Genomic DNA, 24,940 nt, shown 5'->3' with positions numbered 1-24,940 from the left:
GTCAATCGGCCATGATTTCCCAGATCGCCCATGAAATCCCAGTGCGGCTCATATCCGCGCCGCCCATGAAATCCCAATAACGCAACACACGCACCAAAGAGGTCATGAGCAGTGGGTGCAGTTCGCCGCCAGAGACGCCTGCACCCGCAGTTTTCGTCCGCTTAGGCCATACCGCCGCGTATCAGCCCTTCGGCCATCTGGGCGTAGGCCTGCGCCATGGCACTGTCACCCGCCGCGATAGGCGTGCCGCTGTCGCCCGCCAATCGGGTGTCCAGATCAATCGGCAGCGCGCCAAGAAGTGGCACGCCAAGGCGCTCGGCCTCGGCGGCGACACCGCCATGACCAAATATATGATGCTCTCCGCCGCAATCCGGGCAGGTGAAAAACGACATATTCTCAATCAAGCCCAATACGGGGGTCTTGAGCGTGTTGAACATGTCGAGCGCCTTGCGCGCATCCAACAGCGCCACATCCTGCGGTGTCGATACAACGATGGCCCCCGAAAGCTCCGCCTTGGTGCAGAGGGTCAGCTGCACATCGCCGGTGCCGGGCGGCAGATCGACGATCAGCACGTCCAGCTCCCCCCAGTTCACCTGGCCCAGCATCTGCTGCAACGCGCCCATCAGCATCGGCCCGCGCCAAACCACAGCCTTCGCCTCATCCACCATGAAACCGATCGACATCAAGGTGACGCCATGGGCGTGCAGCGGTTCGATGATTTTGCCATCCGGGCTGGCGGGGCGGCCACTGGCCCCCATCATGCGTGGCTGGCTGGGTCCATATATGTCAGCGTCCAGCAGGCCCACCTTGCGGCCCTGACGCGTCAGGGCCACGGCGAGATTGGCGCTGACGGTGGATTTGCCGACCCCACCCTTGCCCGAGCCAATTGCCAGGATGCGTTTGACGCCGCTGGGCTTCATCGGGCCTTGTTGTGGTTTTGGGTGACCGCCCAGTTTCAGGGTCGGCGCAGGTTTGGCGACCGCATCGGCATGTGCGGTCAACGCTGCCGAGACACTCTCTACACCCGGCAGGGCCAGAACAGTTGCCTCAGCCGCGCGGCGCAACGGTTCCATCTGGGCCGCGATCTGCGGATTGGGCGCTTCGATCACAAAGCTGACGCGGCTGCCGTCCACCATAAGGGCGCGCAACATATCGCGCGAGACCAGCGTGCCGCCGTCGGGAAGTTGCAGCCGGGCGAGTGCGTCGCGAATCTCGTCATATGTGGGGGCCATGGCCAGTCTCCTGTTGGGTTCCCGCCATATAAGACCTGTCGCAACGAAGCCCAAGCCCACATCCCAAGGCATATAATATTCGCCGCCATCCACACGCTGCTTGCTCTTTGGGCGCTACCAGTCTGCATGATGCATATCTCAGCAGTGTCCAGCCTATTTACCTTAGGAAACCCATGCATTTGCTGCATAGCAGAAATGCCTCTTTCAGGGATTGTGCGCATGCAGCATTATCTTATTTATAGTTACAACACAGGCCGGGAACGGCCAAACATTCTAAGACGCTAAGGACGAATTCGATGGCCGCTGTTGACAACATCACAACCCGTAAAGGCGCTCTGGCCTTCAGCCCGCGCGCCGTATTCGATGAACTGAAAGGCAAGATTGCCCGGTACCGCCTGTATCGCCAGACCATGGACGAGCTGTCGACGCTCTCTGGTCGCGAACTGGCAGACCTTGGCCTGAGCCGCTCCATGCTGCGCAGCGTCGCCTACGAGGCTGCATACGGCACCAAATAACTGAGATCAGGCTCTCGTCTCCTCCCTAGAGAGCCTGCTATCGCGGTGACATCTTCCTCCTCCCTGATGTCACCGCACCCTATACCGGCGTCATAGTCGGACCCTGATACACCTTGTCTTCTCCTCCCTTATGGCAGGGTGTTGTACAGAACGGCGGTGCCCTCCTCCTCCCTGGCACCGCCGTTTTTTTATGTCCAGATTTTCAACCCTTAGGCAGCTGACCCCTATAAGCTGACCCCTATAACTGGGGCGCATTACGTCATGGGCATATCGTTGACTGCAAAAGGCGCCGACAGATGCGTCGACGCCTTATTTGATCCATTTGATCCGATCTCAGTCTATCATATCGACCTACAGCTGACGGGCGGACCATACCAGAGTGTCCGCCAGCCTCTGCCCGGTCCGGGGTTTGATCCTAGAAGGGAACGCCGTCCTCGGCGGTAACAAACCGCGCCACGACTTTCTTCGCGCCGGCCTTCTCAAAATCGACTTCCAGCTTGTCACCCTCAATGCCGATGATTGCGCCGTAGCCGAATTTCTGGTGGAACACCCGCTCACCAACAGTGAAGGCGGATGTGGCGGTCAGGTCGATGACGCTCGACTTGCTTTCCCTGGGCTGTGACAGCCCGCGCTCGCCAGCGCGCGCCTGCATCCGCTTCCAACCGGGGGAGTTATATCCATCCGCAGAGGCCATCCGCTCTTCGATTGTGGACCGCACTGGCCCTGCACTGCTGGCCGCAGCGCCATAGCCGCCACCATAAAGACCCGGTGGCGTCAGCACCTCCACATGTTGCTCTGGTAGTTCATCAATGAACCGTGACGGCAGCTGTGATTGCCACTGCCCAAAGACCCGGCGGTTACCGGCAAAGGAAATGGTGCAGATTTCCTCCGCCCTGGTGATGCCGACATAGGCCAGACGGCGTTCCTCTTCGAGGCCCTTCAGGCCGCTTTCGTCCATGGAGCGCTGCGAGGGGAACAGGCCATCCTCCCACCCCGGCAGGAAGACGGCAGGAAATTCCAGCCCCTTGGCGGCATGCAGCGTCATGATCGACACCTTTTGGGCGGCGTCCTGTTTGTCATTGTCCATGATCAGGCTGACATGTTCGAGGAAGCCTTGCAGGTTTTCAAACGCCTCCAGTGCCTTGACCAATTCCTTGAGGTTTTCCAGACGGCCCGGCGAATCCGGATTTTTGTCGGTCTGCCACATGGTGGTATAGCCGCTTTCATCCAGAATGATCTCAGCCAGCTCCATATGGGTGGTGTCTGCATCTCCGGCGAGCCGTCCCCACCGTGCCAAATCGGTAACCAGCTGGTGCAGGGCTTTGCCACCCTTCCCCTTGATCTGGCCACTCTCCACCGCAAGCCGCGCGCCTTCAACCAATGAGACGCCATTGCTGCGCGCCATGGTCTGGATGGTCTGCTGCGCCTTATCGCCAAGACCACGTTTGGGGGTGTTCACGATCCGCTCAAACGCGAGATCATCATCAGGGCTGATCACCTGGCGGAAATAGGCCATCGCGTCGCGAATTTCGAGCCGTTCATAAAAGCGCGGGCCGCCGATCACCCTGTATGGCAAACCAATGGTCAGGAACCGGTCCTCAAAGGCGCGCATCTGGTGCGAGGCGCGCACAAGGATCGCCATATTGTTGAGATCCACCGGTGCCAGACCACGGGTGCCGCGCTGCATCGCCTCAATCTCTTCGCCGATCCAGCGAGCCTCCTCCTCGCCGTCCCAATGACCGATCAGGCGGACCTTCTCGCCACCGCGCGCCTCGGTCCAGAGCTCTTTGCCCAGACGGCCGGAATTGCCACGGATCACGCCAGAGGCGGCGCTGAGAATATGTTCGGTCGAGCGGTAGTTTTGTTCCAGCCGCACCACATTGGCGCCGGGAAAATCCTTTTCAAAGCGCAGGATATTGCCCACCTCTGCACCGCGCCAGCCATAGATCGACTGGTCATCATCACCGACGCAGCAGATGTTTTTATGCGCGCCCGCCAGCAACCGCAGCCAGAGATACTGCGCCACATTGGTATCCTGGTATTCGTCCACCATGATGAACCGGAACCAGCGTTGGTATTGCTCCAGCACATCCGGGTTGTCCTGGAAAATAGTGACCATATGCAGCAGGAGATCGCCAAAATCGACAGCGTTCAGATCCTTCAGCCGCGCCTGATACTGGGCATAGAAATCCACGCCGCGGTGATTGTAGGCGCTGGCGTCTGAGACCGGCACCTTGGAGGGCGTCAGCGCGCGGTTTTTCCAATCGTCAATGACGCCCGCCAGCATGCGCGCGGGCCAGCGTTTGTCATCTATGCCTTCCGCCTTGATCAGCTGTTTCAGCAGGCGGATCTGATCATCGGTATCCAGAATGGTGAAGTTTGATTTCAGCCCGACCAGTTCGGCATGGCGGCGCAGCAGTTTCACGCAGATCGAGTGGAAGGTGCCAAGCCAGGGCATCCCCTCAACCGCCTGCCCCAACATGCCTGCAACCCGCTCTTTCATCTCGCGCGCAGCCTTGTTGGTAAAGGTCACGGCGAGGATCTCGTTTGGTTTGGCAGTCCCGGTGGTCAGCAGATGGACGATCCGCGCAGTCAGCGCCTTGGTCTTGCCGGTGCCGGCCCCGGCCAGCATCAAGACGGGCCCCTCCAGACATTCAACGGCGGCACGCTGCGCCGGGTTCAACCCGTCGAGATACGGCATCGGCCGCGCTGCCATGGCGCGCGCGGACAGCGAAATCCCCTCGTAGGGGTCGATATCGTCAAAACTGCTCATGAGCGGGACATTAGCGCGTTTCAATCCCGGCGGAAAGAGGGCGTTCACAGTCTGTTCCGCCCTAATATCATGGCAGCTCATGTCCGCTTTGCGGCGTTGTCTGTGGGCACGCGGCCCCCCTAACGACGGCCAGACGCTGGGGTGTTAACGTTTTCTAAAACACCGTCAGGCATGTTAACTCACCTAAAGGTTGTTATTGATTGACCTAGCACCAGTGAGGCAGACCAGCACATTATGAACACAGCATTGACCTCAAGCATTGCGGAGAAAATCCGCAGCCTGTCCCTGCTGCTCATGCTGATTGCTGCCGCTGTGGTATCGGTCTGGGCAGTGCTGGCGGTGCCCGGCCCAGTTGTCGATAAAATGCTGGAGGCGGACATCCGCAAGCAGGCCGAACTGTGGCAGCGCCGCGTGACCCTACATATGGTCAACGCCGAAGAAGCCTTTGAGGAGGGGATCATCCAGCCTCAGGATGCCGCGCTGCTGACCTTGTTCACCGAGGAGACAGATGTCTATCGCTATCGCCTCCTGACCAGCGCGGGAGAGATTTTCTGGTCATCGCGCAGTGATGAAATCGGCGAATTTGAAGCCAACGTCTTCTTTTCGACCCAGGTGTCCCGCGGTGAAATCTACTACAGCAGCAGAACGGTTCCCGCGTTTGAGATTGACGAGTCCCCGCTTAGCGACAGCTACGACGAGGGGATCACCCGAGAGGTTGCCCGCATCTACGTACCGCTTATGCACAATGGTCATTTCGACGGCGCGATTGATTTCCATACGGATATCACCGACCTGCGAAACACCTTCATACAGCTGGCCCGGCTTTCGGTTGCCCTGCTGACCGGCGTTGCGCTGCTGGCAATGGCAATTGCCGTCTATGTTATTTTCAAATCGAACCGTTTCCGCATGAACCAGCTGCGTCAGCGCAGCAAAACCGAACGTGAAATTCTGGACGAACAGCTGCGGTTGGCCCGCGAGGTCCAGCTGCTGGGGGAGCTGAACGAATGGCTGCAATCCAGCCGCTCGCTGGATGAGCTGTTTGACATGGTTGCGCGTTTCATGACCCATATCCTGCCAACGGCCGAAGGCAGCGTTTATGTCTACTCCAACTCACGCGATGTATTGGACGGCTGCGCCAGCTGGAATGGCGGCACCCACAAAGATCACATTCACCCGGAAGAATGCTGGGGGTTGCGCCGTGGCCGCACCTATGAATTTGGCGCCTCGGAGATTGATTTTGTCTGTGAGCATGCCGAACCCCATGATGGTCGCGCCTATTACTGCTTCCCGATCCTTGCCCATGGCGAAACTGTTGGCCTGATGCATCTGCGCGCCCTGAGTGACGCCACTGAGGAATTCACACAGAGCAAGAAACTGGCCCAGATGTGCGCAGAACAGATTTCCATGGCCATCGCCAATGTGCGGATGCGCGATCAGCTGCATGATCAATCCGTGCGTGATCCGCTGACCGGCCTGTTCAATCGTCGCCATATGACCGAAACCCTGCGCAAGAGCATCAATGCCAGCCAGAAATCGGGCATCCCACTCAGCCTGATCGCGGTGGATGTGGATCACTTCAAGAAATTCAATGACAACCATGGTCACGATGCCGGGGATATGGTTCTGCGCGCCGTCGGCTCGGTGCTGGAGCAGGCCTGCGACGGCGAGGAGGTGGCCTGCCGTCCGGGCGGCGAGGAATTCACCCTGATCCTGCCCGGCGCCAGCCAGCAAGATGTCATGACCAAGGCGGAACTATTGCGTCAGGCCGTCGAGGCCATTGTGGTCCGCTACGGTGAAAAAGCGCTGCCGGGCATCTCAATCTCCCTGGGCGTGGCGCATTACCCACAGCACGGCACCATGCCGCAAGACCTGCTGCGGGCTGCTGATGAAGCATTGTATGAGGCAAAGGCCAAAGGCCGAAACCAGGTCTGTGTCGCCTCAGGCCCCGAACAGCACCCCCGCGATCCGTCGGTGCAAAAAGACTGCCAGAAACGCTCAGGACCAGACGCGCCGATCGCGGCAGAATGACAATATGAGGCGTCACCAAGCTGGTGATGCCTTGTCATTTGCCGGTGTCATTTGCCGGTGGCATTATCGGCCGTCTACGGCCACGCTCGACGGATTGGTTGCCGCAATGCCGGTAACCCTAACGCTCTGCCTGCGGCGACAATGAGGCGTTCCCGCCCCATTATTCTACCGCTCACCCCTGAAGCCCAACAGACACAAGACACAAGACACAAGACACAAGACACAAGACACAAGACACAAGACACAAGACACAAGACACAAGACACAAGACACAAGACACAAGACACAAGACACAAGACACAAGACACAAGACACAAGAACAGGTCCGGCACAAATGGTTACAAAAATGTTTCAATGCGGCACTCGGCACTAGACTTTTGCTGCAAGGCAGCAACAAATGCGCGTCATGGACCTGCATCAGCGCTATCCCGCTCTCAGTGATCTTCGCCAGCGCGCCCGGCGGCGGCTGCCGCGTTTCGTCTGGGACTATCTGGATAGCGGCACAGGAACCGAGGCCACTATGGCCCGCAACCGTGCTGCATTGGATCAGGTAGGGTTTTCCCCCTCCATTTTGCATGGCCAGCAAGAAACCTCTCTTCAGTGCAATTTTCTGGGTGCCGGCCGCCCCCTACCCTTTGGGATTGCGCCGGTTGGCATGTCCGGTCTGATCTGGCCCGATGCGGAACGGCTGCTTTCTCGCTGCGCCGCAGCACAGAACATTCCCTATTGTCTCTCCACCGTGGCCAGCCAATCACCCGAGGATCTGGCGGACGATCTGGGGGCGGCACCGTGGTTTCAGCTCTACCCGCCAAAGGATCCCGATATTCGCCGCGATCTGCTGGATCGCGCCAAAAAAGCAGGCTTCACAGGGTTGGTGCTGACCGTTGATGTGCCGGTTGCCTCACGCCGCGAGCGACAAACGCGCTCTGGTCTGACCCAGCCACCACGGCTGACCCCGCGCCTGCTGGCGCAGGTCGCGCAGCGACCGGCCTGGGCAATGGGCATGGCCCGACGCGGAATGCCGCATATGCGCACATTGGACGCCTATGTGACGGGCGCAAATGCCACTCTGTCCTCTACCGCTCATGTCGGCTACTTGCTGCGCACTTCGCCAGATTGGGAATATGTGAAATGGCTGCGCGACAATTGGGAGGGTCCGCTGATCATCAAGGGGGTGATGCGCGCCGAAGATACGGCACCGCTGGAGGCCCTGGGAGTTGATGCCTTGTGGGTTTCCAACCACGCCGGGCGGCAATTTGATGCGGCTCCCGCCACAATCGAGGCGCTGCCTCAGATACGCGCAGCCACGGCCCTGCCACTGATCTTTGACAGCGGGATTGAAGGCGGGCTGGATATTTTGCGGGCCCTTGCATTGGGAGCAGACTTTGTGATGCTGGGCCGCGCGTTTCATTTTGCGCTTGCCGCATTAGGCAAGAAAGGCCCCGATCACCTGATTGATATCCTGCGCAAGGATCTGGTGGCAAACATGGGGCAGCTGGGCCTGCCGGACCTGAACAGTCTGCCCGCGCCACGGACACTTCCGCCGCTTACCCCGCCATTCGCGACAAGTAGGTCCGATACGGACGCAAATGTTCCGCCATAATCGCGTTTTCTGCCGGTTTCTGGCCTCAGGTCAGCGCTATCACGCTGGCCATACCCAGAACTACGTCTATACCGGACCCTAATCTGCGCTTATCACTTCGCTAAACAGCACGACCCTCGAGGAAGCCATGACCGACTTCAAAAAAATCCTGATCGCCAATCGCGGCGAAATCGCCATCCGCGTCATGCGGGCCGCCAATGAGATGGGCAAAAAGACGGTTGCCGTCTACGCCGAAGAGGACAAGCTGGGACTGCACCGGTTCAAAGCCGATGAAGCCTACCGGATTGGCGAAGGTATGGGGCCGGTTGCCGCTTATCTGTCGATTGATGAGATCATCCGCGTTGCCAAGGCATGCGGCGCCGATGCGATCCACCCAGGCTACGGCCTGCTGTCCGAGAACCCCGATTTCGTCGATGCCTGCGCGCGCAACGGCATCACCTTTATTGGCCCCAAGGCTGAAACCATGCGCGCCCTTGGCGACAAGGCCAGCGCGCGGCGCGTTGCGGTCGACGCAGGTGTCCCGGTGATCCCGGCGACCGAGGTTTTGGGCAACGATATGGACGCGATCCGCAAAGAAGCGGCAGAGGTCGGCTATCCCTTGATGCTCAAGGCGTCCTGGGGTGGCGGTGGCCGCGGGATGCGCCCGATCCACGGCGAAGATGAACTGGAAGAAAAGGTGCTGGAAGGCCGCCGCGAAGCCGAAGCCGCCTTTGGCAATGGCGAGGGCTATCTGGAGAAGATGATCACCCGCGCGCGCCACGTTGAGGTGCAGATCCTCGGCGACAAACACGGCGAGATTTATCACCTGTTTGAACGGGACTGCTCAGTCCAGCGCCGCAATCAGAAAGTGGTCGAGCGTGCGCCCGCCCCCTATCTGACGGAGGAGCAGCGCGCCGAGATCTGCGATCTGGGCCGCAAGATCTGCCAGCATGTGAACTATGAATGCGCGGGCACCGTCGAATTCCTGATGGATATGAACGACGGCAAATTCTATTTTATCGAGGTGAACCCCCGCGTGCAGGTGGAACACACCGTCACCGAGGAAGTGACCGGTATCGACATCGTGCAGGCGCAGATCCTGATTGCCGAAGGCAAGACCATCGCTGAGGCCACGGGCAAGGCCAGCCAAGACGAGATCCAGCTCAATGGCCATGCGCTACAGACTCGTGTGACCACTGAGGACCCACTGAACAACTTCATCCCCGACTATGGCCGCATCACCGCCTATCGCTCGGCCACGGGTATGGGCATTCGTCTGGACGGCGGTACCGCCTACGCGGGCGGCGTGATCACACGCTATTACGATTCGCTGCTGACCAAGGTCACCGCCAAGGCCCCAACGCCAGAAAAAGCCATCGCCCGTATGGACCGCGCCTTGCGTGAATTCCGGGTGCGCGGTGTCAGCACCAATATCGCCTTTGTCGAGAACCTGCTGAAACATCCGACCTTTCTGTCGAATGAATACACCACCAAATTCATCGACGAGACGCCGGAGCTGTTCCAGTTTGCCAAGCGTCGCGATCGCGGCACCAAGGTGCTGACCTATATCGCCGATATCTCGGTCAACGGGCACCCGGAAACCGAAGGCCGCCCCAAGCCGCAGGCAGACCTGAAAGAGCCCCGAGCGCCCAAAGCCGATGCCGCAACCCAACCCTATGGCACCCGCAACCTGTTGGAACAAAAGGGTGCGCAGGCGGTGGCCGATTGGATGAAAGCACAGCGCCAGCTGTTGCTGACAGACACGACCATGCGCGATGGGCACCAATCGCTGCTGGCCACACGCATGCGCAGCCATGACATGATCAAAGTGGCGCCGGCCTATGCGCAGCATCTAAGCCAGCTGTTCTCGGTCGAATGCTGGGGTGGTGCGACATTTGATGTGGCCTACCGCTTCTTGCAGGAATGCCCCTGGCAACGCCTGCGCGACCTGCGCGAGCGGATGCCGAATCTGATGACCCAGATGCTGCTGCGCGCCTCAAACGGGGTTGGTTACACCAATTATCCCGACAATGTGGTGCAGAGCTTTGTGAAGCAGGCCGCCACCGGCGTTGATGTGTTCCGCGTCTTTGACTCGCTGAACTGGGTTGAAAACATGCGTGTTGCGATGGATGCAGTCGTCGAGAGCGGCAAGATCTGCGAAGGCACCATCTGCTACACCGGCGATATCCTCGATCCCAACCGGGCCAAATACGATCTCAAATATTATGTCGGCATGGCCAAGGAGCTGGAAGCCGCAGGCGCGCATATCCTGGGCCTGAAAGACATGGCGGGCCTGTTGAAGCCCGCCGCGGCCCGGCAATTGGTCAAGGCGCTGAAGGAAGAGGTCGGCCTGCCCGTCCATTTCCACACCCATGATACCTCCGGCATTGCCGGGGCGACCATTCTGGCGGCTGCCGATGCCGGGGTTGATGCTGTTGACGCCGCTATGGATGCCTTCAGTGGCGGTACCTCGCAGCCCTGCCTCGGCTCTATCGTCGAGGGGCTGCGCAATACCGACCGCGACACCGGGCTGGATATCACCAGAATCCGCGAAATCTCTGCTTATTGGGAGCAGGTGCGGGCACAATATGCGGCCTTTGAATCAGGTCTCGCCGCACCGGCCTCTGAGGTTTATCTGCACGAGATGCCTGGCGGTCAGTTTACCAACCTCAAGGCACAGGCACGTTCGCTGGGTCTGGAAGAAAAATGGTCCGACGTGGCACAGACCTATGCCGACGTGAACCAGATGTTTGGCGATATCGTCAAGGTGACGCCTTCGTCCAAGGTGGTTGGCGATATGGCCCTGATGATGGTGTCCCAAGGCCTGACCCGCGATGATGTCGAGGATCCGAAGACCGATGTGGCCTTCCCGGATTCTGTAGTTGACATGATGCGCGGCAATCTGGGTCAGCCCCCCGGTGGTTTCCCTGAGGGGATCGTTGCCAAAGTGCTGAAAGGTGACGCCCCGAATACGGCGCGCCCCGGCGCCCATCTGGAGCCGGTTGATCTGGAAGCCAGCCGCGCCGAACTCTCGGCCGAATTGGAAGGCTTTAAGGTCGATGACGAAGATCTCAATGGCTATCTGATGTATCCCAAGGTGTTCCTTGACTACATGGGCCGCCATCGGCTCTACGGTCCGGTGCGTGCCCTGCCAACCCGCACATTCTTTTACGGGATGGAGCCGGGCGCAGAGATCACCGCCGAAATCGACCCCGGCAAGACGCTGGAAATTCGCCTCCAGGCCATTGGCGAAACCGATGACAAGGGAGAGGTCAAAGTCTTCTTCGAGCTCAATGGCCAACCACGTGTCATCCGGGTGCCCAACCGCAAGGTCGCCGCGACCCAGGTCGCCAACAAAAAAGCCGAAGCGGGCAATCCTAACCACATCGGCGCGCCGATGCCGGGCGTTGTGGCGACGGTTGCCGTGCATCCAGGTCAACAGATCCACGAAGGCGACATGCTGTTGACCATCGAGGCAATGAAGATGGAAACTGGGATCCACGCCGAACACGACGCGGTGGTGAAGGCGGTACACGTACAGGCCGGCGGCCAGATTGACGCCAAGGATCTGCTGATCGAACTGGAGTGATCGGCGATCTGTGAAACGCCTGCTAACCGGGCTCCAAAATTTCACAGGCGTCCCTTTTGCCAGGGGCGCCTTTTTGCATCAGAGGCCTGCAGCGCTTAAATCAGCGCGCGCACCTCAATGGCGGAAGGCGCGCTCATTGGTGCGTTGACGCTGTGGTGATCCAGCATCGGTCCACCGGTTGCAGCGCTGCCGGACAGTTGAATGCTAACAGCCAGCGATATTGCAAACGTCAGGCTGAGAATGCGCAGGGTATCCAATGTGTCGTCCATAGATTTGCCCATTCGGTCGTGCAGCGGTGTGCTTAGCAGTGTCATCTTGGGGCTCCCAATTTTTGTATCGCGGATCTGTCCACGGTTTGACCCGGCTCATTGGCTCGTCAGGTAATTCGGGTGAATTGGCCGGGTTCCTGTCACCATCATACGGGTAAAACGGCACCGGACGCGGTTTCCGTCGCTCAAATCGTTGTGACGGCCATTTTTTGCTGCCAGATTTGCGTTTTTCGCTTGCAGCCCTGCCAGTGAATGACTAAATCCCGCTTCACCGAATGGCAGCGCGGGCGTAGCTCAGGGGTAGAGCATAACCTTGCCAAGGTTAGGGTCGGGCGTTCGAATCGCCTCGCCCGCTCCATTTGGAACATGAAAAGGCCACCGTTTGCAGACGCAACGGTGGCCTTTTGTGTTTCTGAAATCCGACGTAGCCTCTGGCTTGCGCGGAATCATTTCAGCGCCTAAGAACAGAGCACGAACAGCTGCGCAGCGGCATAGGAACGGGTGACACGGCAGGATGCTAACATCAGTAGAACTCTGCGCAGGTGCAGGTGGTCAGGCACTCGGACTGGAATCTGCCGGTTTTGACCACACAGCGCTGGTAGAGATCGACAAACATTGCTGTGCGACCCTGCGCCACAACCGGCCCAAGTGGAACGTGCTGGAGGAAGATGTGCGGGCATTCAAAGACGATGCCGACGCCTATCGCGGCATTGATCTGCTGGCGGGCGGCCTGCCCTGCCCGCCGTTTTCCGTCGCAGGTAAGCAGCTTGGCGAACAAGACGAGCGCAACCTGTTTGATGATGCCATTGAAATCGTCGCCGCCACCCGTCCGCGCGCCGTGATGATCGAAAATGTCCGTGGTTTTCTGGATGCGGTGTTCCATGACTACCGCGAGAAGCTGAAACGCCAATTGTCAAAACTTGGCTATGAAACCGACTGGCGGCTGCTCAATGCCTCAGACTTTGGCGTCCCGCAGCTGCGGCCGCGCGTCGCCATCGTGGCCCTGCGCAAGGAATTCTCGGACCAATTCGCTTGGCCAGACCCGCTGCCGCATAATCCCCCCACCGTTGGCGCGACACTGCTGGACCTGATGAAGGAACGCGGCTGGCGTGGGGCTGAGGATTGGGCCGCCAAGGCTGATGAGATTGCGCCAACCATCGTGGGTGGCTCCAAGAAACATGGCGGACCAGACCTGGGCCCGACACGCGCGCGGCGCGCCTGGGCCGCCTTGGGTGTCGAGGGACGCACGATTGCACCCGAGGCTCCCGATCCGTTTCACAATGATATGCCGCGGCTTACTGTACGCATGGTTGCGCGCATTCAGGGCTTTCCTGATTCCTGGCACTTTACCGGTGCCAAGACCAACGCCTACCGTCAGGTCGGCAATGCCTTCCCCCCGCCAGTGGCCGAGGCGGTTGCCCGACAGATCAGTCGCGCCATCGCCCGGCCCAACCTGCGGGTTGTGTCCACATCTGCCATCGGGCGTTGATGTGCCGACAAACATCGCGCAGCCCTCTGACAGGGCACAGCCCGCCCTGTCACCTTTCCCAAAATACTCACAGCAACGGATCAACCATGCGCAGGGCCTGCCATGAAACGGAAACTGCCACCCAGCTGCATCTGTCCTGGCCATTCCGATCACGCCCTGCTGAGCGCGCTTGCCCAAGAGATCACCACACGTTCAGGCGGGGCGATCGAACTGGCCGAGTGTTTTCCAGCCATGCTGCGCGAGTGCATCGACAATGTAATCATGACGCCCAAAACCGGGCGACGCAGCTACGAGGAGCTTGAGAAGACCGAAAAGACCTACATTGGCACTCGGGTAGAGATCGAACTGCGCGCAATGCTGCGCCTGCCAAAGGGGCGGTTGGACACCAAAATCCTTGGCCACGATGTGGACATCAAACATACAATGGGCAGCAATTGGATGATCCCGACCGAGGCGATTGATCAGCCGTGTATTCTGGTCGCCGCAGATGAGCCGCGGGCGCGGTGTTATCTGGGCCTGATTGTGGCACGGATGGATTATCTGACGGCTGGCCAGAACAAGGATGCCAAACGCTCGATTTCTGCGGAGGGCTTTTGCCATATCCTCTGGCTGCTTTGTGACCAACCCTACCCTGCGAATTTCTGGCGCATCCTACCAGAGGAAACGGTTGCGCGTATCTTTGACGGGGACAGCGGCAACGCACGGATGGCAGGCCTGTTTCGCGCGCTTCAGGGCCGCCCCATCCCGCGCGATGTTGTCGAGGCCGTGGCGGCGCAGAAGGATTTTATGCGCCGTATCCGATCTGACGGCGGGCATGGGACACGGGACCTGCTGGCGCGCGAAGGGATCGTGATCCTTGAGGGGCGCAAAGACGCACAGCTGATCCGCGCGCTGGGGCTTTCACATTGCAGCAGGTCCGAATTTATCTCTGCATCGCTCAGCACATCGGCAGAGCAGCGTCTGGCGGCAAGCGCCGGCCACCCGATCTGCGAAGATTTTTCTGATCGCGCGTAAAAACCTGACGATTTTCTATTGCAGGCCGCTGCGCAATTGCCTATTCACCGGCTCACCAGATGCAGCGCGGGCGTAGCTCAGGGGTAGAGCATAACCTTGCCAAGGTTAGGGTCGGGCGTTCGAATCGCCTCGCCCGCTCCATCTGGACAAGAAAGGCCGCTCATCTGAGCGGCTTTTTCTTTTTTGCCAATAAATAAACACCTTACAGTGCATCCGCCACGTCACTCTTGATCGCGCGCGTGCAGAACTGACGGCCATCAGCCCGATGAAATAGGCGGTTCTTTTCTTCGCCAATCTGCCGCTTTTCCTCTTGCGGGCGGTGCGGCAATTTCCTAAACACCGGCTCACCGAATGGCAGCGCGGGCGTAGCTCAGGGGTAGAGCATAACCTTGCCAAGGTTAGGGTCGGGCGTTCGAATCGCCTCGCCCGCTCCATTCGGATTGCAAAAGCCGCTCGTTATGGGCGGCTTTTTGCGTTTCAGGCCCAGCGTTGTTCGCGCCAACTTGGATCAGGTTAAATTTGATCAAATTCCTTTGACGTGACACACAAAACGCGCCAATGCTGTGCCGAAGGGGCGGCCTGCCCCACCGCATATGCGCCGACTATTGCGGCGCCCCAGCTCAGGAGGACGTCAGCCCATGGCCCCGGTCATCTATCCCACCACCAATTTCACTGCGACCGAACAGCTCTGCCTGGAGCGCGGTGAAGGCATCTATGTGTTTGACAGCGACGGGCGCAAATACATTGAGGGGCTTGCCGGTCTCTGGTGCACCTCACTGGGCTACAGCAATACCGAAGTCGTGGATGCGATTACCGAGCAGTTGCACAAGCTGCCGTTCTCACACACTTTTGGCGGTAAGACGCATCAACCGATTCAGGATCTCGCCACCAAGCTGAGCGCGATGGTCCCGATTGAAAACGCCTATATCTTCTTCGGCAACTCCGGGTCTGATGCGAATGACACCCACTACAAGATGCTGCGCTATTACTTCAACGCCATCGGCAAACCGGAAAAACGCAAGATTATCACACGCGAACGGGGCTATCACGGTGTGACCGTCGCAGCCGGTTCACTGACCTCGCTGCCCGCAAACCTGGCGCATTTCGATGCCCCTCTTGAAGCGTTGAGCATTCTGCGCGCCGACTCGCCCCACTACTATACAGCCCGCCAAGGCAATGAGACCGAGGCGCAATTTGTCGAGCGGATCCTTCAGAACCTAGAGGACCAGATCATCGCCGAAGATCCCGACACCATCGCGGCGATGATTGTCGAGCCGATCACCGGCGCCTCGGGCGTGATTGTCCCGCCAGAGGGCTATTACGAAGGGCTACAGGCGCTGCTGCGCAAACATGGCATTCTTGTCTGGGCGGATGAGGTGATCTGCGGTTTTGGCCGCACGGGTGCCGATTTCGGCTGTACCACAATGGGCATCAAACCGGATCTGATGACCTTGGCCAAGCAACTCTCATCTGCCTATTTCCCCATTTCAGCCTCTGTCATTCCGGGCTGGATGTATGACGCCATGGTTGACCAAACCAACGAAGTCGGCGTTTTTGGCCATGGGTACACCTATTCCGGCCACCCGGCCGCCTGCGCCGCTGCATTGAAGACACTGGAGATCTATGAGCGCGACAACCTGTTTGAGCATGCCGCGAACGTTGGTGCCTATATGCAGGCCCAGCTGCGTGATATCTTTACCGACCATCCGCTGGTTGGCGAAGTGCGCGGAAAAGGTCTTATTGCAGCCCTTGAACTGGTATCGAACAAGACCACGGGAGCCAGCTTTGACAAGGGGTTAGCGGGAGCAACGGCACAGAAACTGTGTCAGGACAACGGCTTGATCCTGCGCGCCGTGGCAGGAAATGCGGTCGCGCTTTGCCCGCCTCTGATCATCACCAAGGAAGAGGTGGACGAGATGTTGAGCCGGTTGAAGACCGCGATTGACGCCAGCTTTGAGCAACTGCAGATGCAGGGCCATCTCGCCCGCTGACGCCGCTAGCGACGTCTAAAACAAACAAAGCAGCGCCGGGGAATTGGCGCTACTTTTCATGTTTTGGGCTGATGCCAAACTTGGAACCCACCACAGACAGTAATGTCACATTCTTGCGATTTTTCCCCGTGAACCGACCGTAAATTGCTGCAAGGCTTGATCTATTCCAAGGGTGTTCCAATCCAGCATTTCAGCACCAGATAATTTCACGATCCTGCACTGATCGCGGCCCGAGCGCTCTGGGGGGAGCCAAAGGCCGGGGGGCGTGCAAGATCAAAAGGCCAGTGGAACCGGGGACCACTGTATCGGGGACGCCGGGGCAAGGAAAACGGCGCGGCACGGACCCGCGCCGTTCTCCGCTGTCAGTTGTTACAAGACATGGCGGTATCAGAACACTTTGAATGTCATCGTGGTCAGCGACCGTTCGATGCCGGGAATGTTCAGCAGCTGATCATTGATGTATTTACCGACATCCTGATCGCTGGGGATGTAGAGCTTCATCAGCAAATCAAAATCACCACTGGTGGAATAAAGCTCGGAGTGGATTTCGCGCAGCGCGATCTCTTCAGCGACCTGATACGTGGTGCCGGGTCTGCAGCGGATCTGGATAAAGACGCAGGTGGACATGGTGCCCCTCAACTGGTTGGAATGCCTGATTTGATGGCCAAGCTGACATGCACGCGCGCGGGTGGCAATCCCCGGTGGGGCAGACGCCGTTCCAAACGCGGGCATCTGCGGCAACAGTTTTGCGGCAAATCCACCCATAGGCTTGAGCGTGCCCCCACCCTGCCCCTATAAGCGGCGCAGGATATCAAGGACATGCCGCCATGCGCACCGCTCAGATCACCCGCAAGACCGCCGAAACCGAAATCACGGTCGAGATCAACCTCGACGGCGTCGGCGCCTATGACAATCAGACCGGCGTCGGTTTCTTCGATCATATGCTGGACCAGCTGTCGCGGCATTCGTTGATTGATATGACTATACGCGCCAAGGGTGATTATCACATCGACGATCACCACACGGTCGAAGATACCGGCATCGCCTTAGGTCAGGCGCTGGTTGCCGCCCTTGGCGACAAGAAAGGCATCAACCGCTATGGCGAATGTCACCTGCCGATGGATGACGCCCAGGTGCGCTGCGCACTGGACCTGTCGGCACGCCCGTTTCTGATCTGGAACGTCGATCTGCCGACCCAGAAAATCGGTACCTTTGACGCCGAATTGGTGCGCGAGTTTTTCCAAGGCTTTAGCACCCACGGCGGCATCACTTTGCATATTGATCAGCTGCATGGGGTCAACAGCCACCACATTGCAGAGGCCGCGTTCAAGGCCGTTGCGCGCGCTTTGCGCACCGCGGTCGAGACCGACCCGCGCAAGAGTGATGCGATCCCGTCGACCAAAGGCGCGCTGTAAGATGTTGACCGCCATTATCGACTACGAATCCGGCAATCTGCATTCTGCCGAAAAAGCGTTTCAGCGGATGGCCCGTGAAATGAATGCAGGCGAGGTTGTCGTGACCTCTGACGCCGAGGTCGTGGCCCGTGCTGATCGACTGGTGCTGCCCGGTGACGGCGCCTTTCCGGCCTGTGCCGCAGAGCTGCGTGGCCACCGGGGCATTTATGATGCCATGGTCGAGGCCGTAGAGCAGAAAGGCCGCCCCTTTTTGGGAATTTGTGTGGGCATGCAGCTAATGGCCACCACCGGTCATGAGTATCGCGACACCCCCGGCCTAGGTTGGGTGGGCGGTGACGTGGTCAAGATCACCCCCCAAAATCCCAATCTCAAAGTGCCGCATATGGGTTGGAACGACCTGGTGATCGACAGTGACCATGCGATTTTTGACGGCATTGCCTCCGGCGATCACTGCTATTTCGTGCATTCCTACCATTTCCGTGTTGGTATCCCCGCAGAGCGGCTGGCCCATGTGGACTACGGCGGCGATGTCACGGCTGTCATTGGTCGCGATACAATGGTCGGCATGCAGTTTCACCCGGAGAAAAGCCAGGACATCGGCTTGCGGATGATCGGCAATTTTCTGACCTGGGCCCCCTGATCCAGAACGGCGCTGCGCGCCGTGCCTCCGGCGGGAGTATTTTGGGAAAGGTGAAGCCGGGGTCAGGCCACAGCCTTGCGCAACGACACCGGCGCCACACCATGCGCCTTGCGAAAGGCGCGGGTGAACCCCTCGGACGAGCCATACGCATAGCGCCGCGCAACGGCATCGACCCGGTCGCCGCGCACAAGATCCTGACGGGCCAGGATCAGCCGCCAACGCCGCAGGTAGCCCATGGGGGTTTCTCCAACCTCCGCCGCAAAGACCTCGGCAAAGCGTGACCGCGATAGCCCGGCCTCGCAGGCTAGATCATCATTGGACCACGGCTTGCCCGGATGGTCGTGGATCGCCACTATCGCCCGGCTCAGGCGTGGATCGCCCAGGCCTGCGATCAATCCCGGTTCAGCGCTGCCCCGCGCAATCTGATCGCGCAGCAGCCGCACCATCAGAATTTCGCCCAGGCGCGATACCACAGAATCTGCGCCGCAGCGCCCGCCCCTGTCTTCCTGCACGATCAACCGCACCAATTCGCAGGCCGCAGGATCATCTTGCAACGGGTAGCGAATACAGTCCGGCAAGGCCGCCAGAAATGGATTTGTTGAGCGTGACCAGGACACCCCCATCGCCAGCAGGATCTTTTGCCCCTTATCGGCGCAGGTCTGATGGGTCTCGCGCCCGCTGACAGGCTCCGTACAGAACAGCAAGGCGCCGCCCCCCCCTATGCCGTCATCAAATGATATCGCGGCAGAACCCGGCTCTGCCACAATCAGTAACCGCGCAGCCGCGGGGTCCACTGGCCCGACCCGCAGCTGAAACCGCTTTATCAATGTTGTCAGTCGATCCATACCGGTCCCAAATATAGGATTTTTGATCAGGTAATTCGGATTTTTAAAGCACCATACCCGGATACCCTTGGTCAAGACAAATCCCAAGATGGAGAGCCGATGATGCTGATACCCCGCCAGAAAACCCCGAACCTAACCCTGCCGACCCTGGATCATGGACAGTTTGACCTAACCACTGAAGAAAGCCCGCGTGGAACAGTGATCTGCTTTTACCGCGGCCTTCATTGCCCGATCTGCGCAAACTATCTGAAAGAGTTTGAAAAACGGGTTGCTGATTTTGCCAACCGTGGCGTGAATTGCATCGCGATCAGCAGCGACGGCACCGACCGCACCCGCGCCATGGCCGACAAAATCGCAGCAGAATCCTTACGCTTTGGTTATGATCTGCCGCTGGATGTCGCGCGCGAATGGGGGCTGTACCTGTCCACGTCACGCGGCACCACCTCGATCGGTATCGAAGAACCCGCGCTGTTCTCTGAGCCCGGCCTCTTTATGGTGACGCCCGAACAGACGCTTTACTACGGGTCGGTACAGACAATGCCATTTGTCCGTCCGCATTTCTCTGAACTGGTCTCGGCATTAGATTTTGCCATCGCCAATGACTACCCTGCGCGCGGCGAATACAACGGCGCTGTCTGATCCGAACCGGGCACCGCCCAGCCCCGAGTCTTCTGGCTGCGAGATCGCTGTGGCCAGAAGGTAACCCCTGCCGCAACGACGGCTTGGGCCACGATGAAGAGTGGATGGACAGCGACGACGTAGACGGGCATACACCGCAAACCCAAATAGCCCCACGTCACTTGCAGGTCACCACCCGGTGCAGATCCGACTCGAAAAATTCGACTATCATGAAGGTCAGCACCGCTATTGCGTGCTGAGCCTCAGCCAAACCTTGTTTGGGGAATGGTGTGTGGAGCAGATCAATGGCCCGCTGGGCGAGGCCGGGGGACAGCAGCGGCGTAGCTATTTCACGTCACGCGAGAGCGCGCTGGCTGCCGCCGAGAAAGACCGTGCCCGCCATATCAAGCGCGGCTTTGTGCCGATCCCCGTGCAGCTGGGACTGTTCTAGACTGCCTTAAACCCCTCGTCAAAAAAGGGGCGCAGTCCAAAATGCGCCCCAATGGCCATATGCAGCCCCGGCATTCTGAGCCTTACTTAACCCGGTTCCAGGTTTGTTTGGAGCAGATCAGCCCACCAGCCACGCAGCCGCGCAAAGCCAGAGACTGGCCTGCAAGGTCCATCTTGCCGATGTAGATCTTATTATTGGAGGGGCGCCAGACTTTGCCCGCGTAAGATCCATCGCCATTGGCAACCATATCAATCACCAGGGTCTTGCCGATATTGGGCGATTTATACTCTCCGTCGGCATTGAACGTCCGGCTGATTTTTCCGCACACCGCAGCACCGCAGGGTGCCATGGTGACATGGGCGTAAGAGCCGTCATCTGGCTGGGTCTTCCATGTGCCAAGTACAGGATCAGCCGATGCAGCGCCTGCCAATCCAAGTACAAAGGCGATACCAATTGCCAGTTTTTTCATGTTTCATCCTCCCTTTTGCAGGCAGTCTGGCCGCCAACTGGCATTTCAGGCAAGGTTGACCTCGGGTCGCGTTGCAATCGTGAGTGGCCTTGTGCAAAAGGGGAGCAAGACGAGACCCTGCCTCAACAGCGCTGCTACGGCATCAGCCACGCGCGTGGCAGGGACCGGTTTCCGATAGTTCTGACAAGGGCATGCACTATGATCCTCTACCCCGCAATCGATCTCAAAGATGGGCAAGCCGTCCGCCTGCTGCATGGCGATATGGACAAGACCACCGTCTTTAACGACAACCCGGCCGCCCAGGCACTGGAATTTGTGGCCGCAGGCTGTGAATGGCTGCATCTGGTTGACCTCAATGGTGCCTTTGCGGGAGAGCCGGTCAATGCTGCACCAGTTGAAGAGATCCTGACACAATGCCAAGTGCCCGCGCAGCTCGGCGGTGGTATTCGCGACATGGCCACGATCGCCCGCTGGATCGACAAAGGCTTGGCGCGGGTTATTCTGGGCACCGTGGCGGTGGAAAATCCAGATCTGGTGCGCGAGGCGGCGCGGGAATTTCCGGGAAAGGTCGCCGTTGGCATTGACGCGCGCAATGGCCGCGTTGCGACCAAAGGCTGGGCAGAGGAAACCGACGTCATGGTCACGGATCTGGCAAAATCCTTCGAAGACGCAGGTGTTGCAGCCATCATCTACACCGACATTCTGCGTGATGGCGCCATGAAGGGCCCGAATATCGAGGCAACAGCAGATCTGGCCAACGCGGTCAGCATTCCGGTGATCGCCTCGGGCGGCGTTTCTTCGCTGGACGATCTTCAGGCCCTGAAGACCTGTGGTGCGCCGTTGAACGGGGCCATTTCCGGCCGCGCGCTCTACGATGGCGCGATCGATGTCAAAACCGCCCTGGACCTGCTCAAGGTCTGACATTCTTTTCTTCTGGCTGGAAATATCCCGGGGGTGAACGGGCAAGGCCCGGAGAGGGCAGCGCCCCCTGCCAACCGCCCCGAAACCACCTGCTTTACCTGACGGCGGCGCCCGTCAGCTTGCCCAAGGCTCCCTGCATCTTGGTAACAAACCCCGCATCAGCCGGGACATCCAGACCAGACAGCATCACAGCCGGGTCTTCATAAGTTAGCCAGACCTGTCCCTCGCCATCCTGGTAGGCCAGCACCTTAAGCGGCAGAAAAAGCCCCGCACGCATATCCGCCTGCATGGCCGGCGTGCCAAGTTTGGGATTGCCAAAGATCAAAAGCTGCGCGTCACCAAGCGACAGATCAACGTTCTGCGCACCTGCCGCGTGGTCCACCCGGGCAAACACCGTGGCGCCTGCGCCCTCTACTGCGGCCTGCAGCGCATCCATGGTCTCAGCCACCGGTTTCTGGCTTGGTATTTTGATCAGGTCAGCAGCGGCGGGAATGGCGGACATAACAGCAATGACTCCGGCGAGGGCAAAGGATTTGAACATAACGACAGCTCCAAAATGTGCGGTGATGGGATAAAAACACGGCAACAGGCCCCGGCAGGCAATTCACATCTGCGGCATCGGCAGTTCTTTGCTCTCAGCCCGCCATCTCCCGATCGTCAACGCAAGGTTGCACCCCTGACTTGAAGCATCCACTTACGTGGTGCCCACGGAGGGGCGTAATCTCAATGCTGGTAAGCACAGATATCGCCTGTCGTCTCAGGACCTTCTCAAATAGCGACTTCTTTCTATGGATTTACCGTTAATCACACATTTCACTGTTGCGACTTTGCCTTTGCTGACCTGTTTCATACACGCTCTGCGCGACACCAAACACAGAACACCCAGCCGGGTGCTTTTCCCGCCGTTTGCAAATCGCTGGACAGGCTATGGCGGGGCCTGAAGCCTTATCCTGCTGAGCGCATACTGCGGCGCTTGGATTGGGTTTTTGTTCGGCGGTTGCGACGGCACCATCAAGTGCTGCTAATCTTGCATGCATCTTCCTCAGGCGATGGGGAACTGTGCCTATTTTCTAAAGTTTTTTGGCTTCATTTACATCGTTACCACTCTGCTGCCGGCACTGGTGCTCCTGGCAGGCGTGGAAATTGCCTATCGGATTCGTGAAACGAAGAGTGGCGCCCATTGACCCTGTCGCAATTCCGGCAAACAACTCAGCCCGATTGGCCCGTTCGCCGCAGAGCCAATGTTTCAGCGATTTGACGACGTCATTTCCTGCGGCACCGAGTCCGGTTTCAAACCGCCGCGTTTTCGCGTTTAATGCGCGACATCGGCGCAGGCGGATCATCGCCCTGCGCAGTCATGAACGAAAGCTCCACCATGCCCCGCGTCCGCAAGACCCCTCTGCCTGCCTCTGCCCGACTGTGGCAAATGGTGTCCCCAGGCGATTTTATTGATGGATATGCAGTCGAAAGCCCGCTTTCCCCACGTGACGCCGCCGATATTGGCCTGTCGATGCCGGGCTGGGCCGCAGCGCTCTTGCGCCTGCGCAATGCCATCATGCGGCCATTTGGACTGAAAACCGAGGTCAGCGACACTGGCGACGGCGCGATCTTTCCCGTTACATTTGAGGACAGCCGCGAATTGATCCTTGGCGCCGATGATATCCATCTAGATTTCCGTATCACCGTGCTGCGGCACGACGGCCGGATCCACATGGCAACCTGGGTCCATCGTCATAATCTTCTGGGCCGGATCTATTTGACGGCGGTGATGCCGTTTCACATCCTGATCGTGCGCGACAGCATGCGCCGGATCGCGCGGCACCGCCCCACGATTGCATCCAGTCCTTCCGCGCAGTAAAGACAGGGAAACCCCAGCGGCAAAGGGAAAGTCAATGCTGAAAACCCGCATCATTCCCTGTCTCGACGTGGCTGATGGCCGCGTGGTCAAAGGTGTCAATTTCGTTGGCCTGCGTGATGCCGGAGACCCGGTTGAGGCGGCCAAGGCCTATGATGCTGCCGGCGCGGACGAGATCTGCTTTCTGGATATTCATGCCACCCATGAAAACCGCGGCACCATGTTCGATATGGTGCGGCGCACGGCAGAGCAGTGTTTCGTACCGCTCACCGTCGGCGGCGGGGTGCGCACCAAAGAAGACGTTCGCGCGTTGCTCTTGGCCGGGGCCGATAAGGTCTCTTTCAATTCCGCAGCGGTGGCCAACCCGGATGTGATCCGCGAGGCCGCGGATCAGTTCGGCAGTCAGTGCATTGTCTGTGCCATCGACGCCAAGACGGTGGCCCCCGGCAAATGGGAAATCTTCACCCACGGCGGGCGCCGCGAAACCGGGATTGATGCGGTTGAATTTGCCCGGCTTGTAGTGGCCAAAGGTGCGGGAGAGATCCTGCTGACCTCAATGGACCGCGATGGCACCAAATCAGGCTTCAACCTGCCGCTGACCCGCGCGATATCCGATGCCGTCGATGTGCCGGTGATCGCCTCCGGCGGCGTGGGCACGCTCGATCATCTGGTGGAGGGCGTCACAGAAGGTGGCGCCAGCGCGGTTCTGGCGGCCTCCATCTTTCACTTTGGCGAATTTACTGTGCAGCAGGCCAAACAGCATATGGCCGCTGCCGGCATCCCAATGAGGCTGACATGACCCTGCTGCATGACCTTGAGACCACCATTCTGGCGCGCAAGGGTGCCGCCCCGGACAGCAGCTGGACCGCCAAACTGCTCGCCAAGGGGCCGGAGAAATGTGCCGAGAAATTCGGTGAGGAGGCCATCGAGGCCATTATCGAGGCGGTGAAGGATAACAAGCCCGGCCTCGCCTCTGAGGGCGCGGATGTGCTCTATCATTTTCTGGTGATGCTGGCGGCACGCGATGTGGCGCTGGATGATGTGCTTCAGGTGCTGGCTGACCGCCAGGGGGTGAGCGGCATCGTCGAGAAATCCAGCCGCCCCAAAGGCTGATCCCCCTCCCCCCTATGGCTGCGCCCGATAGCGGATAGTGGGTAAATCGGTTTCTGCGCGCCGCACAGCGGCGCCATGCCCAACCGGGGCGGTCGTTTCCTCAGAACGGCCAGGACGGGCGGGAGCGCCTC

General features: G+C 59.2%; 22 protein-coding genes and 3 tRNA genes. 18 read left to right on the top strand and 7 right to left on the bottom strand.

The annotated features are described in order from the left end of the window. Positions 1 to 161: 161 nt before the first annotated feature. Positions 162 to 1,232 (bottom strand): Mrp/NBP35 family ATP-binding protein, encoded by a 1,071-nt coding sequence (locus PhaeoP97_RS04510; protein WP_072504059.1) that lies wholly within the window; start codon positions 1,230 to 1,232, stop codon positions 162 to 164. 296 nt (positions 1,233 to 1,528) lie between these two features. On the opposite strand from PhaeoP97_RS04510, the gene PhaeoP97_RS04505 reads away from it, so the two are divergent. Next, complete coding sequence (locus PhaeoP97_RS04505) at positions 1,529 to 1,747, top strand: DUF1127 domain-containing protein (protein WP_072504058.1); 219 nt, start codon at positions 1,529 to 1,531, stop codon at positions 1,745 to 1,747. Between the two features lie 415 nt (positions 1,748 to 2,162). Here PhaeoP97_RS04505 and PhaeoP97_RS04500 read toward each other — a convergent pair whose 3' ends face one another. Next, positions 2,163 to 4,520 carry an ATP-dependent helicase gene (locus PhaeoP97_RS04500; protein WP_072504057.1) on the bottom strand — a complete coding sequence of 786 codons (2,358 nt, stop codon included), beginning with the start codon at positions 4,518 to 4,520 and terminating at the stop codon, positions 2,163 to 2,165. A gap of 234 nt (positions 4,521 to 4,754) precedes the next feature. On the opposite strand from PhaeoP97_RS04500, the gene PhaeoP97_RS04495 reads away from it, so the two are divergent. From PhaeoP97_RS04495 to PhaeoP97_RS04485, 3 genes are all read left to right on the top strand, one after another. Continuing rightward, complete coding sequence (locus tag PhaeoP97_RS04495; protein ID WP_072504056.1) at positions 4,755 to 6,548, top strand: sensor domain-containing diguanylate cyclase; 1,794 nt, start codon at positions 4,755 to 4,757, stop codon at positions 6,546 to 6,548. Between the two features lie 397 nt (positions 6,549 to 6,945). Beyond that, positions 6,946 to 8,151 (top strand): alpha-hydroxy acid oxidase, encoded by a 1,206-nt coding sequence (locus PhaeoP97_RS04490; protein ID WP_072504055.1) that lies wholly within the window; start codon positions 6,946 to 6,948, stop codon positions 8,149 to 8,151. A gap of 127 nt (positions 8,152 to 8,278) precedes the next feature. Further along, positions 8,279 to 11,719, top strand: a complete 3,441-nt coding sequence (locus tag PhaeoP97_RS04485) for a pyruvate carboxylase (RefSeq protein ID WP_072504054.1) — start codon at positions 8,279 to 8,281, stop codon at positions 11,717 to 11,719. Between the two features lie 95 nt (positions 11,720 to 11,814). On the opposite strand, the gene PhaeoP97_RS04480 is transcribed toward PhaeoP97_RS04485, so the two are convergent. Further along, the gene (locus tag PhaeoP97_RS04480; RefSeq protein WP_072504053.1) at positions 11,815 to 12,033 is read right to left on the bottom strand and encodes a hypothetical protein; all 219 of its coding nucleotides are present in this window, start codon (positions 12,031 to 12,033) and stop codon (positions 11,815 to 11,817) included. Between the two features lie 238 nt (positions 12,034 to 12,271). On the opposite strand from PhaeoP97_RS04480, the gene PhaeoP97_RS04475 reads away from it, so the two are divergent. From PhaeoP97_RS04475 to PhaeoP97_RS04450, 6 genes are all read left to right on the top strand, one after another. Further along, positions 12,272 to 12,346 (top strand) — tRNA-Gly (locus tag PhaeoP97_RS04475). Positions 12,347 to 12,502: 156 nt separating this feature from the next. Further along, entirely contained in the window at positions 12,503 to 13,477 is a 975-nt protein-coding gene (locus PhaeoP97_RS04470) for a DNA cytosine methyltransferase (protein WP_072504052.1), read from the top strand. A 102-nt stretch (positions 13,478 to 13,579) separates the two neighbouring features. After that, positions 13,580 to 14,491 carry a NaeI family type II restriction endonuclease gene (locus PhaeoP97_RS04465; protein ID WP_072504051.1) on the top strand — a complete coding sequence of 304 codons (912 nt, stop codon included), beginning with the start codon at positions 13,580 to 13,582 and terminating at the stop codon, positions 14,489 to 14,491. Positions 14,492 to 14,557: 66 nt separating this feature from the next. Further along, a tRNA-Gly gene (locus PhaeoP97_RS04460) sits at positions 14,558 to 14,632 on the top strand. A gap of 218 nt (positions 14,633 to 14,850) precedes the next feature. Beyond that, a tRNA-Gly gene (locus tag PhaeoP97_RS04455) sits at positions 14,851 to 14,925 on the top strand. A gap of 204 nt (positions 14,926 to 15,129) precedes the next feature. Continuing rightward, on the top strand, positions 15,130 to 16,482 hold the full coding sequence (locus PhaeoP97_RS04450) for an aminotransferase (RefSeq protein WP_072504050.1): 1,353 nt from the start codon (positions 15,130 to 15,132) through the stop codon (positions 16,480 to 16,482). Between the two features lie 387 nt (positions 16,483 to 16,869). On the opposite strand, the gene PhaeoP97_RS04445 is transcribed toward PhaeoP97_RS04450, so the two are convergent. Beyond that, complete coding sequence (locus PhaeoP97_RS04445; RefSeq protein ID WP_072506297.1) at positions 16,870 to 17,109, bottom strand: Lrp/AsnC family transcriptional regulator; 240 nt, start codon at positions 17,107 to 17,109, stop codon at positions 16,870 to 16,872. A 200-nt stretch (positions 17,110 to 17,309) separates the two neighbouring features. Between PhaeoP97_RS04445 and hisB the strand changes: the two genes are divergently transcribed. Further along, positions 17,310 to 17,897 carry an imidazoleglycerol-phosphate dehydratase HisB gene (gene hisB, locus PhaeoP97_RS04440; RefSeq protein ID WP_072504049.1) on the top strand — a complete coding sequence of 196 codons (588 nt, stop codon included), beginning with the start codon at positions 17,310 to 17,312 and terminating at the stop codon, positions 17,895 to 17,897. A 1-nt stretch (position 17,898) separates the two neighbouring features. Then, complete coding sequence (gene hisH / locus PhaeoP97_RS04435) at positions 17,899 to 18,537, top strand: imidazole glycerol phosphate synthase subunit HisH (RefSeq protein WP_072504048.1); 639 nt, start codon at positions 17,899 to 17,901, stop codon at positions 18,535 to 18,537. Between the two features lie 62 nt (positions 18,538 to 18,599). Here hisH and PhaeoP97_RS04430 read toward each other — a convergent pair whose 3' ends face one another. Continuing rightward, positions 18,600 to 19,382 (bottom strand): helix-turn-helix domain-containing protein, encoded by a 783-nt coding sequence (locus PhaeoP97_RS04430; RefSeq protein ID WP_072504047.1) that lies wholly within the window; start codon positions 19,380 to 19,382, stop codon positions 18,600 to 18,602. 102 nt (positions 19,383 to 19,484) lie between these two features. Between PhaeoP97_RS04430 and PhaeoP97_RS04425 the strand changes: the two genes are divergently transcribed. Then, the gene (locus tag PhaeoP97_RS04425) at positions 19,485 to 20,021 is read left to right on the top strand and encodes a peroxiredoxin-like family protein (protein ID WP_072506296.1); all 537 of its coding nucleotides are present in this window, start codon (positions 19,485 to 19,487) and stop codon (positions 20,019 to 20,021) included. A 178-nt stretch (positions 20,022 to 20,199) separates the two neighbouring features. Beyond that, positions 20,200 to 20,451, top strand: coding sequence for a WGR domain-containing protein (locus PhaeoP97_RS04420; RefSeq protein ID WP_072504046.1), 252 nt, complete (start codon positions 20,200 to 20,202; stop codon positions 20,449 to 20,451). A gap of 82 nt (positions 20,452 to 20,533) precedes the next feature. Here the strand turns inward: PhaeoP97_RS04420 and PhaeoP97_RS04415 are convergent, their stop codons facing one another. Beyond that, positions 20,534 to 20,920 carry a DUF2147 domain-containing protein gene (locus tag PhaeoP97_RS04415; RefSeq protein ID WP_072504045.1) on the bottom strand — a complete coding sequence of 129 codons (387 nt, stop codon included), beginning with the start codon at positions 20,918 to 20,920 and terminating at the stop codon, positions 20,534 to 20,536. Positions 20,921 to 21,118: 198 nt separating this feature from the next. Here PhaeoP97_RS04415 and hisA point away from each other — a divergent pair, with 198 nt between their 5' ends. Further along, positions 21,119 to 21,841 carry a 1-(5-phosphoribosyl)-5-[(5-phosphoribosylamino)methylideneamino]imidazole-4-carboxamide isomerase gene (hisA, locus tag PhaeoP97_RS04410; protein ID WP_072504044.1) on the top strand — a complete coding sequence of 241 codons (723 nt, stop codon included), beginning with the start codon at positions 21,119 to 21,121 and terminating at the stop codon, positions 21,839 to 21,841. Positions 21,842 to 21,935: 94 nt separating this feature from the next. On the opposite strand, the gene PhaeoP97_RS04405 is transcribed toward hisA, so the two are convergent. Continuing rightward, complete coding sequence (locus PhaeoP97_RS04405) at positions 21,936 to 22,382, bottom strand: DUF302 domain-containing protein (RefSeq protein ID WP_072504043.1); 447 nt, start codon at positions 22,380 to 22,382, stop codon at positions 21,936 to 21,938. An 834-nt stretch (positions 22,383 to 23,216) separates the two neighbouring features. Between PhaeoP97_RS04405 and PhaeoP97_RS04400 the strand changes: the two genes are divergently transcribed. The 3 genes from PhaeoP97_RS04400 to PhaeoP97_RS04390 are packed head-to-tail and all read left to right on the top strand — an operon-like array spanning position 23,217 to position 24,809. Continuing rightward, entirely contained in the window at positions 23,217 to 23,699 is a 483-nt protein-coding gene (locus tag PhaeoP97_RS04400; protein ID WP_072506295.1) for a DUF2867 domain-containing protein, read from the top strand. A 34-nt stretch (positions 23,700 to 23,733) separates the two neighbouring features. Next, positions 23,734 to 24,495, top strand: a complete 762-nt coding sequence (gene hisF, locus PhaeoP97_RS04395; RefSeq protein ID WP_072504042.1) for an imidazole glycerol phosphate synthase subunit HisF — start codon at positions 23,734 to 23,736, stop codon at positions 24,493 to 24,495. After that, entirely contained in the window at positions 24,492 to 24,809 is a 318-nt protein-coding gene (locus PhaeoP97_RS04390; protein WP_072504041.1) for a phosphoribosyl-ATP diphosphatase, read from the top strand. The genes hisF and PhaeoP97_RS04390 overlap by 4 nt, the downstream gene beginning before the upstream one ends. The last annotated feature ends 131 nt before the right edge of the window (positions 24,810 to 24,940 follow it).

Source organism: Phaeobacter porticola (assembly GCF_001888185.1).
Classification (GTDB): Bacteria; Pseudomonadota; Alphaproteobacteria; order Rhodobacterales; family Rhodobacteraceae; genus Phaeobacter; species Phaeobacter porticola.
Note: the sequence above shows the minus strand (reverse complement) of the source record. Positions and strands in the feature narration are given on the sequence as shown.